The sequence below is a fragment of the Actinokineospora globicatena genome, from assembly GCF_024171945.1.
GTDB lineage: Bacteria > Actinomycetota > Actinomycetes > Mycobacteriales > Pseudonocardiaceae > Actinokineospora > Actinokineospora globicatena.
In genome coordinates, this window is sequence record NZ_JAMTCR010000003.1 from 850,861 (window position 1) to 866,543 (window position 15,683).

15 protein-coding genes are annotated in these 15,683 nt (G+C 68.4%); 7 read left to right on the top strand and 8 right to left on the bottom strand.

Features of this window, described 5'->3' with window-relative positions; genetic code table 11:
• Nucleotides 1-51 precede the first annotated feature (51 nt).
• Nucleotides 52-480: an SRPBCC family protein gene (locus LV79_RS17210; RefSeq protein WP_253837935.1), complete on the bottom strand. Its 429-nt coding sequence runs from the start codon at nucleotides 478-480 to the stop codon at nucleotides 52-54.
• Between the two features lie 179 nt (nucleotides 481-659).
• Here LV79_RS17210 and LV79_RS17215 point away from each other — a divergent pair, with 179 nt between their 5' ends.
• Nucleotides 660-1,136, top strand: a complete 477-nt coding sequence (locus tag LV79_RS17215; RefSeq protein WP_253837936.1) for a hypothetical protein — start codon at nucleotides 660-662, stop codon at nucleotides 1,134-1,136.
• 22 nt (nucleotides 1,137-1,158) lie between these two features.
• Here LV79_RS17215 and LV79_RS17220 read toward each other — a convergent pair whose 3' ends face one another.
• On the bottom strand, nucleotides 1,159-3,573 hold the full coding sequence (locus tag LV79_RS17220; protein WP_253837938.1) for a polysaccharide lyase 8 family protein: 2,415 nt from the start codon (nucleotides 3,571-3,573) through the stop codon (nucleotides 1,159-1,161).
• 147 nt (nucleotides 3,574-3,720) lie between these two features.
• Nucleotides 3,721-4,248 (bottom strand): hypothetical protein, encoded by a 528-nt coding sequence (locus LV79_RS17225; RefSeq protein ID WP_253837940.1) that lies wholly within the window; start codon nucleotides 4,246-4,248, stop codon nucleotides 3,721-3,723.
• 430 nt (nucleotides 4,249-4,678) lie between these two features.
• Here LV79_RS17225 and LV79_RS17230 point away from each other — a divergent pair, with 430 nt between their 5' ends.
• Entirely contained in the window at nucleotides 4,679-5,272 is a 594-nt protein-coding gene (locus tag LV79_RS17230) for an NADPH-dependent FMN reductase (protein ID WP_253837942.1), read from the top strand.
• A 159-nt stretch (nucleotides 5,273-5,431) separates the two neighbouring features.
• On the opposite strand, the gene LV79_RS17235 is transcribed toward LV79_RS17230, so the two are convergent.
• Entirely contained in the window at nucleotides 5,432-6,295 is an 864-nt protein-coding gene (locus LV79_RS17235) for a LysR family transcriptional regulator (RefSeq protein WP_253837944.1), read from the bottom strand.
• Nucleotides 6,296-6,409: 114 nt separating this feature from the next.
• Here LV79_RS17235 and LV79_RS17240 point away from each other — a divergent pair, with 114 nt between their 5' ends.
• Nucleotides 6,410-6,790 carry a hypothetical protein gene (locus LV79_RS17240; RefSeq protein WP_253837946.1) on the top strand — a complete coding sequence of 127 codons (381 nt, stop codon included), beginning with the start codon at nucleotides 6,410-6,412 and terminating at the stop codon, nucleotides 6,788-6,790.
• A complete protein-coding gene (locus LV79_RS17245; RefSeq protein WP_253837947.1) occupies nucleotides 6,787-7,605 on the top strand; it encodes an NAD(P)H-binding protein in 819 nt (272 codons plus the stop codon). The genes LV79_RS17240 and LV79_RS17245 overlap by 4 nt, the downstream gene beginning before the upstream one ends.
• 62 nt (nucleotides 7,606-7,667) lie before the next feature.
• On the opposite strand, the gene LV79_RS17250 is transcribed toward LV79_RS17245, so the two are convergent.
• On the bottom strand, nucleotides 7,668-8,051 hold the full coding sequence (locus tag LV79_RS17250) for a hypothetical protein (protein WP_253837948.1): 384 nt from the start codon (nucleotides 8,049-8,051) through the stop codon (nucleotides 7,668-7,670).
• A gap of 322 nt (nucleotides 8,052-8,373) precedes the next feature.
• Here LV79_RS17250 and LV79_RS17255 point away from each other — a divergent pair, with 322 nt between their 5' ends.
• Nucleotides 8,374-8,697 (top strand): hypothetical protein, encoded by a 324-nt coding sequence (locus LV79_RS17255; protein WP_253837949.1) that lies wholly within the window; start codon nucleotides 8,374-8,376, stop codon nucleotides 8,695-8,697.
• Between the two features lie 574 nt (nucleotides 8,698-9,271).
• On the opposite strand, the gene LV79_RS17260 is transcribed toward LV79_RS17255, so the two are convergent.
• The 3 genes from LV79_RS17260 to LV79_RS17270 all read right to left on the bottom strand — a co-directional run bounded on the left by LV79_RS17260 (nucleotide 9,272) and on the right by LV79_RS17270 (nucleotide 13,109).
• A complete protein-coding gene (locus LV79_RS17260; protein WP_253837950.1) occupies nucleotides 9,272-10,552 on the bottom strand; it encodes a chymotrypsin family serine protease in 1,281 nt (426 codons plus the stop codon).
• A 498-nt stretch (nucleotides 10,553-11,050) separates the two neighbouring features.
• Nucleotides 11,051-11,578 (bottom strand): hypothetical protein, encoded by a 528-nt coding sequence (locus LV79_RS17265; RefSeq protein WP_253837951.1) that lies wholly within the window; start codon nucleotides 11,576-11,578, stop codon nucleotides 11,051-11,053.
• Nucleotides 11,579-11,684: 106 nt separating this feature from the next.
• Nucleotides 11,685-13,109 (bottom strand): hypothetical protein, encoded by a 1,425-nt coding sequence (locus tag LV79_RS17270; protein ID WP_253837952.1) that lies wholly within the window; start codon nucleotides 13,107-13,109, stop codon nucleotides 11,685-11,687.
• 1,463 nt (nucleotides 13,110-14,572) lie between these two features.
• On the opposite strand from LV79_RS17270, the gene LV79_RS17275 reads away from it, so the two are divergent.
• Both LV79_RS17275 and LV79_RS17280 read left to right on the top strand, forming a co-directional pair.
• Nucleotides 14,573-14,773, top strand: a complete 201-nt coding sequence (locus LV79_RS17275) for a hypothetical protein (protein ID WP_253837954.1) — start codon at nucleotides 14,573-14,575, stop codon at nucleotides 14,771-14,773.
• A 278-nt stretch (nucleotides 14,774-15,051) separates the two neighbouring features.
• Nucleotides 15,052-15,591 (top strand): hypothetical protein, encoded by a 540-nt coding sequence (locus LV79_RS17280; protein ID WP_253837956.1) that lies wholly within the window; start codon nucleotides 15,052-15,054, stop codon nucleotides 15,589-15,591.
• Nucleotides 15,592-15,683: the final 92 nt, after the last annotated feature.

Below are 15,683 nucleotides of genomic sequence, written 5' to 3' on the forward strand. Positions count from 1 at the left end.
TCGCGTTGTGCGGGGCCCGCAGCGTGCGAGTTCACGTCGAACCTGCCGGTGCTAGCCCGCCCAACCGTCCTGCTGGTCGGCGCGTTCAGCGTCGGTCTGAGCGGCCGCACCCTGGGTCAGTGCGGCCACCGCCTCGGCCAACTCGCGTTCGACGTTCCCGTCGTCGTGGGGAGTACTCAGCTGGACGACCACCCGACTGCTGTCCACGGCGACCTCGTGCACCACGAACTCGCCGTGGTACTCGTCGTGGCCAGGGCTCCCCCAGCGGATGGTTCGGGTGGCCTCATCCGTGCTGAACCGAGCCTCGACCTCGCTGTGGTGTCCGTCGACATCGGCCGTGACCTGGACGCGATCCGGGGCTGTCGCACGAGCTTCGGAAACGACGGTCAGGAACCGCGGCAAGTTCGCGGGGTCCGCGACGTACCGGAACAGCTGCTCTGCTGGTAGGTCTACCGGAGCTTCGTACTGATGACTGGTCATCTTGGCCTCCTGTCGCCCTGCACCACTACCCGGTGCGCACGGGTCCCAACCACCAACAGCAACTCGATCTGCCATGCGGTCGTTACCGGTGTGCCCGGGTGTGGTCAAACGGCCCTTCGGCTGCTCGCCGCGCCCCTATGGTGATCTTCGTTAACACGTCCGGGCGGAGGAGGATCCCGATGACCGACCCCGATCTCGTCGAGGCGAGACTGCGGTCCCTGCAGATCCAGGTGCAGCGCATGGACGCCGAGCGGGCCGATTCCGCCAAGCACCTTCGCGGCGCGCTCCTGGTGACCGTTCTGTCCGGCGCGCTGCTCGCGCTGACCTGCGGCACATGGCGTGAGAACGTCTACGAAGTGCGCTTCACGCTGTGGGGCATGGTGGACAGCGTCGGGTTCGAGGCGTTGCTGGTCTTGGCGCTTGTGGTCGGGACCGCGCTTGGCTCAGTCCTGCTCGCGGCGAGTTCGGCCAAGGCCACTGTTCTGCGCCGGTCCGTCGGTGTGGTCGCCCTGGTGACCGCGGGCACGATCGTGTACCTCAACTCAGTCCTCCGCGAAGGCACCCTCGACACCGCCGCCTGGGTGAGCTTGGCGTTCGTCATCCTTTTGGGCTGCCTCACCATCGTCCGCACGCTGGAACCCTTCGACTGGCGGTGACCAAGGCAAGGACGCTGGGCCGTCAGAGTCGAACGCGGACGACTTGGGTCGCGCCTCTCGTGGCGGCGAGGTCGGTGAAGTCCACGCGCAGGGAGGTGCCGACGTGGGTCGCAGCGACTGTTGTGGGTTTGGACAACACCGCGGCGATGGGGCGGTGCCAGGTCACGGTCAGGGAGTTGACCTTCCGAGTCGGGGCTGCCACGCAGAAGGTGGCCGTGCCGTCGGGGTGGACTCGGGCCAGCACTGAGCACGCGACGGTGGCCGAGAGCCGCGAAGTGGTTCCCGCTGCCCAGAAGTTCACGGCGGTCACCCCGATCTCGGGCAGTTCGATGCCCTGCGCGGCAGGCGTGTTGACCACGAACGGGAGCCAACTGGTCAGGGTCGTCGCGCGCGCGGCGGTGCGGGCGGCGGTGGCACCGGGGAGGACGACGTAGCGATAGGTGCCGTCGGTGGGGTTGACGCCGTGGTCGAGCCACAGTGTTTGGTAGCGGCGGGTGATCGGAAGCGTGGCTCCGCCGATGTTGATGTCGCGCCACCGGCCGGTGCGTTGCTCCCGAAGCGTGGTCAAGGTAGCGCCGTCAGGGACGGGGAAGAGGTACCCGGCGTGACCGTCCAGGTGCGCCCAGCGGGTCTTGGGAGTGACCGTCACGCCCTCTGGCACGGCGACCCCGTTGACGGTGAGCGCCGCCGTGGCAGAGCCTCGCAGGTTGCGGTTGTCCACCACCGTTTCCACAGCGACGTCATCGCCTGCCTTGATGGCGGAGCCCAGGCAGATCACGGCGTCGTCGACGAAGAACCACGACTTGCGCGCGGACATGCTGCTCGCCAGGCCGCGCAGGTCCTGCCCCAGGGCGGCGTAGGTCCCGTCGGTGGCACCACCGGCCCAGTCGGCGTCGGGTACGGGCAGCCTCCCGTCGCCTTCCTGGCCGTCGACCAGCCGCTTGGTGGAGACGGTGGTACCCGGCAGCCGGTACGGGTCGACGGTCGGCCAGAACCCGTCGGAGTACTGGCCGCGATCACCCCACCAGGTCACCATCCCGGCCCCGGTGTGCCAGCCGCGGGAGTTCTCGCCGTTGAGGAACTCGTAGTGCGCGATCCGCCGGGACGCCATGCTCACCACCGCGGCCCACCCCGGGCGCCGGTGGACGGCGCGGTCGGTCTCGGGGAACAGCCGGTGGTCAGTGGGTTCCGGGGCCGCCACGACCGCGGGGTCGGCGGCGATCGCGTTGAGCCGGACCAGGCTCGCGAAGTCGACAGCGGGGTCGTTCAGGACCGGCTTGTACCCGTCGCGCTCGATCCAGCCCTTCACCAGGCCCTGCCACCGGGCGCGGGTCGTGGGCTCGGCGCCCTTGGCCAGCAGGGCGATCCCGGCGATGAGCACGTGACCGCGGGCGTGGTCGTCCTCGGGAATCGACGTCGTGGTCGCGCCCGTCCGCAGTCCGCGGCTGATCGCCCGGCCGGACACGGCGTCGAACACCAGGCCGTCGAGGATCAGCGGCGCCCAGGTCTTCTCGACCGAGCCGAGCACGATCTCCCGGTTGAGGTGGACGATCCGCCATGACGACTCCGCCAGCCAGGTGAACAACGTGCCGAGGTTGTGCACGTAGGTGACGCCGTAGGCGCCTGCGTAGGGCAACCGCTGGTGCTGGATGAACGAGCCGTCGGGATACAGCCCGTCGCCGCTGGTCACGTGCGCCATCGCGGGGGTCAGGGCGTCTCGGGCCACCGCCAGTTTCCCGGCGTTGTCACCCACGGCGCCGCGCAGCGCCAGCACCCGGCAGAGGTCGACGCGGTTGGAGCCGAGACTGACACCCGGCCGGTCGGCGACCGCCCCGTCCGGCACGAAGTGGTCCACCGCGGCCAGGTAGTCGGCGCGATCGGTGGCGGGGATGCGGTCGTAGAGCAGCACGTAGATGTCCAACAACGCCTGCGGGGCACCGATCTGCCAGTGCCACCAGTTGCCGAACTCGGCTTGGTCCTTGTTGTAGACCTGGTCGTGGAGGCGCCGCAGCCCGAGGAGCACGTCGGTGAGCAGCGTGCTGTCGTGGGTCAGGCCGGTGCCGGGCTGGCTGTACGCGGTGGCCATCACCAGCAGCCGTTCGTAGCTGTCGCGGATCTTGCCCGAGTAGGCGATCGACTCCGGGTCCTCGTCGGGCTCCGGATCAGCGAACACCGCGTCCGGCCACAGGGACCCGGTCGCGCGATTCATGGCACCCCACCAGTTCCGCGCGTTGGTGCCCAACCCGACCAACCGCCCGCGAAACGGCTCCACCGTCGGGTTGAACCCGCTGCCCAGCACGAGATCCCGCCACCGCACCCGCAGCGCCGCGAACTCAGTGGCCGCGGCGGGAACCGCCCCGGTCACCAGCCCCAGCGCCACGCCGCCCGCGACCAAGAAGCCCCGCCTGGACATCCTCGTCCAGGCACTCGAAGCCATCCACTCACCCCGGCCGCCCATCGAATCCCCCGATTCCCCGCTGGCAACGACTCCACCCTGCCAGCCTCCTTCAACACGGGGGCAGCGCCATCCGGGGGACGCGCGTCTACCGTGCTGACGCAACGCCCAGCCCAGCCGTGACCAGCGCTAGCTGCTCAGCAGGTCCAATCCGAATCCGGTGACGAACAGCAGGGACTCGAGCCAGCGCAGCTGGTGGCCGGGCGCGGCGCGGTCGAGCACCTTCGTTGTCGCGGTCGTGATGCTGGCGACGACCGTGCCACGCAGGACCAGGCCCAGTGGCAGCGCACGCTCTCGCATGACCACCAGCACCGCGGCCAGGAACAGGGCGATCGCCCCGAGCGGGCCGACTACCGCGAACCACTCGGGCAGCGCCCCGGTGATCGCGCCGTGCACGATGAAGGTCGCCCAACCCGCGAACAGCGCCAGGAACGTCACCACGATGGCCGTGCAGCCGTGCCTCTCCACCCGGAACACGGCCTCGCGCTGGTCGATGAGCTCCCGCTCACGAGGCGGCAGGCCGTCGCGCACGAACGCCGTGACCTGGGCGAACACGTATTCGACCTGTGTCGTGCAGAGCTCGTGCGGGTGGACGTGGGCGCAGGTGTGCGCCTGTGGCAGGCGGCTCAGCACTGTGGCGCGCAGGTCGTCGATCATGGCCGCGGTGAACCACGGCTGTTCCGGCAGGTGCCAATTGCCGTGGCCGACTGGCTGCCACCGACGGGTGTCTCCGTTGACCTTGCTGATGGAACCGACCCTGGTGATGAGCCACCCCGAGATTGCCCTCTGAACCCCGCCAAGAACTGGAGGAGCTTGCCGACGCGGCCCCACCACACCAGGGACAGGCCCCACAGCGACGTGCCCGAGGTCTGCTTGCCGTAGAACCAGGTGGCCAGAACGCTCCCGAGGTCCCTGTGCGTGACGGCCACCAAGGTGGCGACAGCGACGAGTCCCAGCACTCCGAGCCAGGTTGAGGGTCGGCTCGAGGCCCAGGTGGCCACCGGCAAGATCAACCCCACCGGCCACCCCGGGCGCCAGGACCCACCAGAATGATCATCAGCCACCCCGCGACAGAGGAAAGAGCACCATGTCGAACACCCCCTTGAAGCTGGCCGTCATCATCGGCAGCGTCCGGACCGGCCGCTTCGGCCCGACCGTGGCCTCCTGGTTCACCGAGCAGGCCCGCGCCCACGGCGGCACCGAGGTCGACGTCATCGACCTCGCCGACTACCCGCTGCCGGTGCAACTGCCCGCCTACGGCCAGCCCGCCGAGCCCGAGGTCGAGGCGATCCGCACCGCCCTCGGCAAGCGGATCAACGACGCCGAGGCCTACGCCGTGGTCACCCCGGAGTACAACCACACCTTCCCGGCGTCGCTGAAGAACGCCATCGACTGGTTCCTCGCCGAGTGGAAGGCCAAGCCGGTCGGCCTGATCTCCTACGGCGGCATGGGCGGTGGCCTGCGCGCGGCCGGGCACCTGCGCCAGGTGTTCGCCGAGGTGCACGCCACCACCGTGCGCAACATGATCAGCTTCCACAACGCCTGGGCCGACTTCGACGCGGACGGCACCGCGGTCAGCCCCGCGGGCAGCGACCAGGCCGCCAAGGACCTCCTCGACCAGCTCGTCTGGTGGGGCGAGGCGCTGCGAGAGGCGCGAGCGAAGAGCCCGTACGCGTTCTGATCCGAGGACGTCCACAGTGGAGCAGTGCGCTGTTGCCGGGCATGGATAAGCGCGACTAGCTCCCGCTCACCGTCGTTCGGCACCGCCACTCCCCCGCTACGACCGCCTGGTCCCCCTCACCGCACCACTTGGTCACCCCGCGATCAGCACGCCGTGGGGTCACCTCGGGAAGTTGGCCAACAGGAAGTCCCGCAGCACCGCCACTCGCGACGGCAGGTGGCGGTCTGAGGGCACCACCAGGTGCAGCGGTTGTCCCTCGGCGTGGTGGTCCGGTAGCACCGAGGTGAGCAAGCCCGCGCGCACCGACGGTGCCACCGCGGGGTCCGGCAGCAGCGCGATCCCGACCCCGGCCACCGCTGCACGGCGCACGAAGGACAGGTCGTCGGCCGCTAGTGGGCCGGTCACCGGTACCTGCACCTCTCCACGTGGGCCGTGCAGCAGCCACTGGTCCGCGTCGCCGAAGCGCAGGCATGAGTGGTCCGCCAGATCGGTGGGTCGCTGCGGGATTCCCTTGCGCGCCAGGTAGACCGGTGAGGCGTAGAGCCGGAAACGGGTGTCCTGCAACCGGGTTGAGCCGCGGCCACCTGGGCCCGCGCGCAGTGCCAGGTCGAAACCGCCCTCGACCAGGTCCGCCGAGACCGACAGCTCCACCTCCACCCGCACCTCCGGGTACCGGGTCAGGAACGCCGCCACCAACTCCGGTAGCACCTCCACACCCACGTCCGGCCGCGCGGCCAACCGCACAACACCGCGCGGTGCCTCCCGGCTGTCGGCCGCCGCTCCCGCCGCCGAGTCCAGTTCTGCCAACGCCACCGACACCCGTGCGTGGTAGGCGCGTCCGGCGTCGGTCAACGCGAGTGACCGCGTGGTGCGGTGCAGGAGCCGCACACCCAGCCGGTTCTCCAGCCGCGCCACCCGGCGGCTCACCGACGACTTCGGCATCCACATCGCCCGTGCGGCCGCGGAGAAGCTGCCCGCCTCCACCACCCGGACGAAGACCGCCACGTCACCCAGTTCCTCCATGCGGCCATTGTCCCACGAGTGGAACAGTCCGTTCAGATCTCACCCACTAGTGCACGTCAGGCAACGCTCCTACCTTGGGAGGTGTCACCACGACCAACCTCCAGGAGCGCTCCCGTGCCCCGAACTGCCCAACGATCACCTCTCACGGCGGTCGCGGCGAACGTCATCCCGGCCTACGCCATGCCCGCCCTCATGAGCTACGCGAGCGCGCTGGCCATCTCCGACCCACGGCTGGCGGCGGCCTCGGTCACCACGATCGCCATCCCGTCCGCTCTCGCCGCGCTCGCCGTCACCTTCGGACCGCGCGGTGGACGCCGGACGGTCCGCGCGATCGTCGGCGCCGGGGTGTGTGCGGCCCTGGCGTTCGCGGCAAGCATCGTCCTTGTCCACTTCGGACTATTCGACTCCACCCTGTTCCTCGACGCTGTGCCGTCCGCCGCGCTCGGCGGTGCCATCACGGCCGCGCGTTTCCCCAACCGGAAGAAGGACTCATGATCCTCGTCATCGGCGGCACCGGAACCACCGGACGCGCTGTCCTGCAGAGTCTCCACGGCGTGCCGACCCGCGCCCTCGTCCGCACGCCCGGCAGCCTCCCGCCGGGCGTCGAACAGGTCGTGGGCGACGCGGCCGACCCCGGATCGCTGCGGGCCGCGCTGACGGGCGTGTCGGGGGTGTTCCTGGCTATGGGCAACGGTCCGCGCCAGGAGGAGATCGAACTCGGTGTGGTCGCTGAGGCCGCTCGGGCGGGTGTCGACCACCTGGTCAAGCTGTCCGCGCCAGGACCGGCCGACTCGCCGGTCGCTATCGCCCGCATGCACCACCGAGTCGAGGACGCGGTGCGCGCGTCCGGGATCAACCACACCTTCCTGCGGCCGTACGCCTTCTTCCAGAACCTGCTCTTCCACGCCGACCGCATCCGCGCCACCGGCTCGTTCCCGACCACGACCGGCGACACCCCGCTGAACATGGTCGACGCGCGGGACGTGGCGGACGTGGCCGTCGCCGCCCTGCGCCGCAAGAGCACCGGCACCCACCTGCTCACCGGCCCGGAGGCGCTCTCCTACCCCGAGGTCGCGGCTCTACTCACAGCAATGGGCAAACCCGCCCGGTGCGTCACCCTCACCGCGGCCGAACTCCGAGCCGACCTGACCGGCGCACCCCCCTGGCTCGTGGACCACATTCTGGAGATCCAAAGCCTGGCCACCACCCACCCGGAACACCCGAACGCCACCGTGGCACAGCTGTTGGGCCGCCCCCCACGCTCGCTGGACGACTTCCTGCGCGAACACGCGAGGGCATTCGGCGCCTGATCGAAGCCGCGCATCCCGGCCACGGTGCCCCCCCCAGCACCGGGCACGACGTCCCGAGTAGCTCAGTGGACGCCGATTCGGACCGAGACCGGCTTGAGGGTGGTGAGCGACATCGGGACGCCGGGGAGGATGCGGGTCCAGGAGCCCGTGCAGTTCGCTCCTGACCACGCTTCGACGATGCGGTTGGTGTCGTTGATGCCGGTCCAGACCGGGTTGGTCAGCGGGGGTGGTTGGTTCACGGCCAGGCACGCCCCCTCGGCGGGGCTGCTGAACGACGTGGTGCTGGTCTGCAGACCGGTGTCGCTGCTGTAGGACTTCAACGACAGCGGACCGGTGGCCGCGGCGGCGGTTGTCGACGTCTGGGAGATCAGCAGGCCGGTCGCCCCTGCCAGGGCGAGCGCGGCCGCCAGGTACTTCCAGCGAGGGCTCCTGGGGAGAAGGGGCATCGCGTCTCCTTGTCGATCAACGAGTGGCACACCAGTTCACTCGCCTCCCGGGCTCCCCTCGTTATCCAGTCGCGCGACCGGATCTTGTGGGCGTCGACCAGGCTGCCACGGATAGGTCGATCACCGGCGGCTCCGGGTGGTGGTGCGTACTGGAACCAGCCTTGGAGCGCCTTGGCGAACATCAACCCTGTAGGGCATCCCGCCCTCGATACAAGGTTGTCCCAAGGTTTGCTCCAGTTCGATCGGACACCTTGGCATCAAGCGACACGAGCTACCGCCTGAGGAACAGCCACCTAGAGTCCAAGATCCGGAGGAACACCTGATGCCTCGAATTCGCACCGTCCTGATGTCCCTGGCCATGACGGCCGCCGCTGGCACCCTCGCCGTGACCGGGGCCTCGCCCGCGGCGGCCACCACCGTGGCGGACGGCTCCACCCATCTCGGGGTGTTCCAGGGCTGCGCGTCCCTGTACAGCAACAAGCCCGGCAGGGCACAGATCAAGAACATCTGCAGCAAGCGGATCAACGCCACCGTCTCGGTCGACTGGGCCTGGGACCCCGACTGCATCGCGATCAACCCGGGTCGCATCCTCTCCGTCACCTGGGACTCGACCGCAGGCAAGGCGGACTACGCGTACGAGTGCTGACCCGCAGGTCGCCGTGAGTCCGGTGCTCCAGGAGCAGCGGTTGTCGACGATCCGCGCGTGCGGACGGGCGGCCGCGGTAATGCCGCCGCGATCGCCCGTCCGCACGCATCCCGCTTAGCAACGCAACGGTGACCTTCGTCCGTGGTCGCCCTCCCGGCATCAGCTGATCACCTCTTGCCAGCTACTCCGCGGCGACTGCGGCGGTCACTTCTCCAACTGGAGCAGAGTGCGTTGACGTACCTCGCGTTTCACCACCAAGGGGGCACCGCGCCCACTACCGACGCAAATATCCTTGGAACAGGCTCGAGTACTAGTCGTGCCTTCCGGCGGGTGTGGACGAGATCGGCCGGATGGTGGACCGAGAGCAGTCCTTGCCCGCCACCCACCACGGTAGTCGCGTCGGAGCCCGCACCGGAGTCGAGCCCGGGATCAAGGCCGCGGACCGCCTAGTCGATCAGCCGTATAGCGTCCCCGGCAAAGGCGTTGCCAGCACAGATACCAGACATGGTCTTGATGTACGGCGACCAAGGGGGCGGCAGATGTGCCTGCCGCCCCCTTGGCGTCCGGACGGAACTCAGTTCATGGGTGTCACGTTCAAGGCGCTGTTGATCGCGTTGACGTCGACGTGGTCGACGAACAGACCGCAGAGTCGGTCCTGGACCCCGTGGCAGACGTCGGAGATGGCCTCGGTCCAGATCGCGATGATCTCGCCGAGGATGAGAGCACGGTCCTCACCACCGGCCTGGGTGAAAGTGATGGCCGCGCCGCCGCTGTCGCCTTCACCCGCGCTGCCGAACCTCGGGCCGGTGGTGGTGGTGAACACCGAGTGCACCACGTTCCCGCCGCCGAGATCGATGATCTGGTCGACGTCCCAGACCAGCACGTTCTCGCAAACCATCCCGGAGAACGCACCGTTGTCGCAGATGTACTCACCGAGGATGGGGCTGCGCCAACCCTGCACGTCCACCCCGTAGGGCGAGTCCCACGCGTCGATGTAGGTCGAGTCGTCATAGGCTTGGCCGGTCAGCAGCATCGAGTCGGTGGATTGGCTGATCCGGACCTCGGCGCCGTAGGTGGTCGAGTTCAGGCCCGCTTCCCAGACGCTGTTGCCGTCCTTGTGGCAGTGCGCGGCGGTCACCGCCCCCTTGCGTCCGTCGGCGAGGTTGACCGTGTATCCGGCCGTACACCAAGTGGAGCTGTCCGGGGTGCTGATCATCGCGCCGCCCCAGTACGGGGAGACGTCACCGAAGCGGGCCGCCGCTTTTTTTGGCGGAGCCGCCGGGCGGAATGTCAACGGCATCGCGCTGCGGATCACCGTCTCCGCCGCGGCGACGCCGGTCGAGATGCCGACATCAAGACCGGTGAAGTCGTCGTTCCTACCCACCCGCAGCACAGTGCCGCGGTACTCGGCGATCAGCCGTTCCGCCTCTCGGTCGAGCTGGGTCGCCGAGAACGGAACGGAGTCGACCGAGACACGAGCACCCTCCGGCGCCCTGTCGACCAGGTCCCCCAGGGCGGCGGGCTGCTGGCCGTGCCAGTAGACCGTGACGGAGAACCCGTCCACATCGATACGCGTCCCCACCAGGCCATCGAGCTTCTCGGCTACCACGAGATCACGCACCCGCTGGACGAAATCGACCAGCGGCTGCTGCTTGACCATCTTGTCGTTCCTTGGCCGCTGAATGGGAGAGCCCTCCTTCCGACTCGTCGATCGGTTCGGCGAAGAGGCCGCGGCGGCCTCCACCTTCTCGCCGAGCGTAGCGTCCGCGGACCCGGCGGCAGGCGTGGCCATCCCGGCCAGGCCCATACCGGCGACCACAACCAACGCGGCGCACAACGACCTTCGCTTTCTCATCATCAATCCCCCAAGATTGATCTGGCACGACACCGCCTGTCCGGCGTCGCGAACCCCGAATGGCAATAGTCCGTAAGGGCGACGGGTGAAGATCGTGTCAACAAGCGACCATTGTTCGGCCATCATTGTCGACTCAACCGCGAGACAGCGGTTGAGCCCACCGGCCGTTGTGGAGATTCGAGGAGTTATCCGCAAAGCGCACAAGTGCAGTGATACAAGGAGCACTTTTCGCTTTTTGTTGGCTTCCGCTCCACTTGAAATCGGCCGCTGTCCCACTTCTGGAGCACCGTGCTTCCGCCTTACCTCCGCAACTGTGGTACTCGGGTCCAAGAAGTAGACGACGAAGCGCACCCTCCACTGCCGCGCACGGGAGCGTTCGACTCGCTGGGGAGGTCGAAGTCGGCCCCATGCGCGGCCGTCTCGTTGCCCATGTAAGCGTGCCCTCGGGCGCGGCCAAACCGGCTGGCGCGCCGCCACCGCACCAAGCGGTGGGTGGTCTCAGCGTGACACCGTGACGCTCAGGGACCAGGTGAGTGACGGCGGGCCTTGTGGGTCTCCGGGGTGGCCGCTGTGGGTGGTGATGGTCGAGGTGCCCGGCCGCAGGGCCACGAGTTGGGCGGTCAGCGTGCCGTCCTGGCTCGTTGAGGAGGACTTGACAGCGACCGTTGACGGGTCCGAGGGGATTGGCGTCTCCCAAAGACCGATGGTGGGGTCCAGGCGCAGCGTGATGCGGGTTGCGGTGGTGACACACGCCTCGTATGCCTGGGGGGTCGTGGCGGTGTCGGTGAAATCGGCGTCGCCCGAGAGGCAGGCAGAGGTGAGGTTGGTGGCCTGGACCTGGACTGTGCCGGTGGCGGGTGGGGCGACTTGCCAGACGGTGGGTGTGGCGGAGGAGGTCGTGGCGGCGATCGAGGCCACCGCGCCTTGTCCGGGCTCGTTCGCTTGACATCCCGCTGCCAGCAGGATCGTGGTCGTGCCACCCAGAACGGTGAGCAGCCGTGTGCTCGCACCTCGGCGAACGCCCATGCGGCATCCCTTCCTCGTGTTGTCGGCCCTCGGGTTGGCCTGTCGCCCCGACGCCGTGAACGGGGAGCCGATCCGAGGACGGAACACCCACGCCCAGTGGTTGCTCCTACTTGCCGAGGATCTGGACGCCCGAGATGTGCGTACCCCACTGGTTGTCCGGCAACGCGGTCTCACTGGCAGACCAGAACGTCTTGCCGGGATTTTGCCCGATGGGGTCCAGGAAGATGGAGGTGTAGTCGCCCCAGCGCGATGGATCTCCCCGGTTATAGACGTTGACCCCGTAGTTCTGGAAGTAGTTGTCGGTGAACCCCTGCAGCACGCGGATGCCGATGGTCCCGGCCGAGGGGTGGAAGTTCGTCCCGGAGAACGCGTAGTTGAAGATCATGTTGCCGTCGACGTCCATCGCCGTGGACGGGAAGGTCGCCCAGGTGTCGGCGCCAAAGCCGAAGATGGCCTGGTCGGAGATGCTGTGGCCGCAACCCGCGCAGCCAATGGCCACGCGGAACCACTCGATGCAGCCGAAGGTGTTCGGGTTGCCGTCGAAGGTGCAGGCGCTCGCCAGGGCGAACACGATCGACCCGGTTCCACTGCCGTTGGCGTAGAGGATGTCGGTGGCTTGGAAGATCCGACTGTCACCTGCGTCGATCCGACTCGTCGAGTTCCGCTGTGCCGCGTCCGGTGGTGTGGCGTAGTTCTGCGATGGCATCCGGTAGCTGGCCAATCCACCTGCGGTGTCATACCGGAACATCGTGATGTCCGAGCCGCCGCCCGCGTGTGAGGCGACCCACTGGTCGATCCCGCCGGTGACGTTCGTCGTCGACGTGCTGGTGACCGGCGCGATGGCCCCCACCCGGTCGGTCGTCCCGGGATAGGTGAGGTTGGCGAAGAACCCGACCCTTACCCCCCGACAGGCCAGCAGGTCCTCACGGTTGATGATGATCATCCGGTTGCCGGTGAACTGCCGCGCGCTGTTGAACTCGGTGACGCTGATGTAGAACGCGTCGTTGAACGCGATCAGCGGGTAATCCGCCAAGCCGCCCGGGTTGTCGGCGTTGAGGCCACCGAAGTGGTAGACGCACCACGACCCCATGGCGTCCTGTGTGCTGCTGACAGCGAGGTGGACACTGGTCCCATCCGTGGCGGCCACGGCATAGCGTCGCGTCGTGTAGTCCAGGGTGGCGTGCGGGTCGAACACGGGCGAGGGGGCTCCGAGGAAGGTTTGCAGGTTGCTCGTCCGCAACCGCGTGAGGTCCGACTTGCGGTAGACAGCCATCGTGGACCGGTTGACCACCTGCACGTAGTGGTTATCGCCCGCGATCCCGCTCGGGTCCGGCGGCTGGCCACCCGGGAAGGTGCTGTTGTCCAACCCCGCCGCGTCGTTCTGGAAGAACAACCCGCCCGCCCCGGCGTTCCTTTTCCGGTCGGGATCGACCACGTTCTTGGCCGGAACCCTGGGAACCGGTACCTGAGCGGCACCGGCGAACGGGCGCAGCCGCGGAAACGAGGCCACTTCATCGGCTGAAGAGGTCACCGCGCCAGAAGCCTCCCCAGGGCTGGTGATCGTCGGATACGCCAAGGGAGCGGGCTGTGGGCGCCCGTGCTGCTCGACCGCCGTAGGAGCCAGTAGCCCAGCGACCACCTGGTCCACCCGCGGGCTTTGACCAGAGTCGGCAACCGCGTTGGCAGACCCCAGAACCGCTGCCACCGCGGCCGCACACACGACCGATCCGACGACTCGCAATCGACCCGTATTCATCTCCATCTTGTAGACCACCTCAAGGTCGTAGGTGCACAAACGCCCAGGTGCGCACCGCCGACAGAAAGCCTGACCGCGCACACGCGAAAAACCACGCCACAAGACCCCAGCCGACAGCAACCCCCAGGCACGTCGATCGACTACAGCCAAGCAGTCCACCTCACCCAGACACAAGGGACGTTTGCCGCGAATGCCGGTTCGCCGGGGTGACCAACCACCTAGGATGCTCCGCCCACGGGATTGCTGGTCTGTCATGGGTTTCTCGGGTAGTGGCCCCCAGGAGAGCGCACAGGATGATGTCGTCGAAGTCCACGGCGACAACGCGGGCCTCGGTCTAGGTCACCGACTGGCGCAGTCCGGCGATATCACTGGGCTGATCCAGCGATGGATACCGGTTGCGCCAGCAGTGCCGCTCACATCACCCGGCACCCGACACCACCCCCAAAGAATTGAGTCTCCATCACAACCGGAGCCCTTCAAGCTGCATGCGCGCAGCGCGGACAGCTCACGCACCATCTGTTCCATCTCGACAACCCCGTCGAGTAGGTATGCGGAGTCGACGTGAACGCCTGGCTGGAGCCATCGGTGCAGTCTGCTGATCATTGACCGTCGCCGGGCGCGCGTGCAGCACCCGGTTACGGATCTCCACCGCCCGGCGCAAACATCGAGCGGCTTGGACCGGCCATGCGTTGACCAGGGTCATACTGGTCAACGGCCACTTCCGCGTCGTCCTCACCGAGAGAGGCCACACCATGACCCGCCCCGGGCGACGACATCATGTGGGATCCTGGAATCGACCACTCCTGGGAGGCTTTGGCCGCGTCCGTGGTCATGACTGTGCGCCGACCATCCGCCGCCTAACCCACCCGCCGCTCGATCGGCGGCACGCTCACCCGCTCGCCGCCGATCTCCCGCAACCTGCGCAGCCCCTGCACCATCGCGAACACCCCCATTGCTCCACGAGTCATCCACGATCAACTTTTCGAACGATCCCCCGTCGCGAGATGAATACTGCTGGAGTCCGTCAGCATAGGTGGGCTCCACCGCAACACCCGGTCATCGCGCCGTTTCCTGGTGATCGCGGGTGCCAAGATCCAGAGCGTTCGGGCGCGCACGGCCTCCGGGCGCTGATGGGAGAGCGGCTCCCGGCAACCATGTCGTCCAAGCGCCGCGTATCCGCCTGCACGGCACTGAGAAGCCGTTGACTCTCATGCGACCACTCGTGCGGATCGCACCCCATGGCGGGCTGGTGCAGGGCCCGTTCGCCGGGTCGACGGTTCGCCGGGATCGAGATGGTGCCGCACTACCACGCCGTCATGGGCCGCCTCCTGACCATCACCGCCGCCGCCCTGGCAGCCGGGGTCGATCCCGCCGACCCGCGCACCCACGACGAGCTCGACGCCGTGCAAGCCACCCTCGATGCAGGCACCACGGCCTGATCCCAACGCCCGCCTGGCCGCTAGAGCTTGTTTGCGCTGGTCGCAGCGAGGCCGGGATCTGGCATGGCATCCTGGGACATAGGCGCGGCCCTGTCCCTCCCCAGTAGGCGGTACTGACGTCGACCCCAGTACCGCGAATACGAGCGGTCTGGTCGACGGCGTGGCTGACCCATGGGGGATGCCTTGAGTACGCCCAAGACGGCCGTCGCCGTCGAGCACCAAGCCCACGAGCCCGAACCGCCCGCACTCAGTCCCCCCCACCACCCGATGCCGCGCCGTTGCCGGTCGTTGGTGTCGACCCCGGCCAGACCTGGACCGCCGCCGTCCTGCGCGTCGGGGACACCGCGGTGCACGGCTGGACCATGGGCCCGATCGACGCCCGCGGCGAACTCGACCGCACGGCGTTCAACGATGAGGACGACTGGGTCGCCTTCGCCCGCTACGTCGCCAAGTTGGCCGAGGGTCTTGACGCCTTGGTCGACTACGCGGCCGAGCGATGGGGCCGGGTCCGCGTCGGGGTCGAGGTGCCCCGGGTGCCCGTCGGGCTGCTCCCCGGCGCACCGGCCAAGTACCACCGCATCCCACTGCGCGATTGGGTGATGCCCCGGCAGGTGGCCGCGGCCGTCCTGGGCCGCTACCCCACGGCCGTGCCGGTCTACCCCGGCGGGCACGGCCGCCACCCCACCGCCGGATACCCCGCCGAACTACGCGGCACCCGGCCCCCGTCATGGGGAATCAACGAAGCGCGGCGCGGAGAACGGGACCACGAGCGGGCGGCCTACGACGTCGCGGGCGAGGCCGCTCGGATGCCGCTGTGACCACCACCGAACAATCGCTCGGGCCCGACCGACCCGCAACGCCTCCCCCAACGCCAGCGGAGTCGCCGCCGAGCGCGGGCGGACCAAGCGGT

Coding starts and splice junctions, on each gene's coding strand:
- LV79_RS17220 (WP_253837938.1), bottom strand. CDS start 3,573: ATGGCTTCGAGTGCCTGGACGAGGATGTCCAGGCGGGGCTTCTTGGTC.
- LV79_RS17260 (WP_253837950.1), bottom strand. CDS start 10,552: ATGAGAAAGCGAAGGTCGTTGTGCGCCGCGTTGGTTGTGGTCGCCGGT.
- LV79_RS17225 (WP_253837940.1), bottom strand. CDS start 4,248: ATGATCGACGACCTGCGCGCCACAGTGCTGAGCCGCCTGCCACAGGCG.
- LV79_RS17275 (WP_253837954.1), top strand. CDS start 14,573: ATGGCGGGCTGGTGCAGGGCCCGTTCGCCGGGTCGACGGTTCGCCGGG.
- LV79_RS17255 (WP_253837949.1), top strand. CDS start 8,374: ATGCCTCGAATTCGCACCGTCCTGATGTCCCTGGCCATGACGGCCGCC.
- LV79_RS17215 (WP_253837936.1), top strand. CDS start 660: ATGACCGACCCCGATCTCGTCGAGGCGAGACTGCGGTCCCTGCAGATC.
- LV79_RS17235 (WP_253837944.1), bottom strand. CDS start 6,295: ATGGAGGAACTGGGTGACGTGGCGGTCTTCGTCCGGGTGGTGGAGGCG.
- LV79_RS17210 (WP_253837935.1), bottom strand. CDS start 480: ATGACCAGTCATCAGTACGAAGCTCCGGTAGACCTACCAGCAGAGCAG.
- LV79_RS17250 (WP_253837948.1), bottom strand. CDS start 8,051: ATGCCCCTTCTCCCCAGGAGCCCTCGCTGGAAGTACCTGGCGGCCGCG.
- LV79_RS17245 (WP_253837947.1), top strand. CDS start 6,787: ATGATCCTCGTCATCGGCGGCACCGGAACCACCGGACGCGCTGTCCTG.
- LV79_RS17230 (WP_253837942.1), top strand. CDS start 4,679: ATGTCGAACACCCCCTTGAAGCTGGCCGTCATCATCGGCAGCGTCCGG.
- LV79_RS17265 (WP_253837951.1), bottom strand. CDS start 11,578: ATGGGCGTTCGCCGAGGTGCGAGCACACGGCTGCTCACCGTTCTGGGT.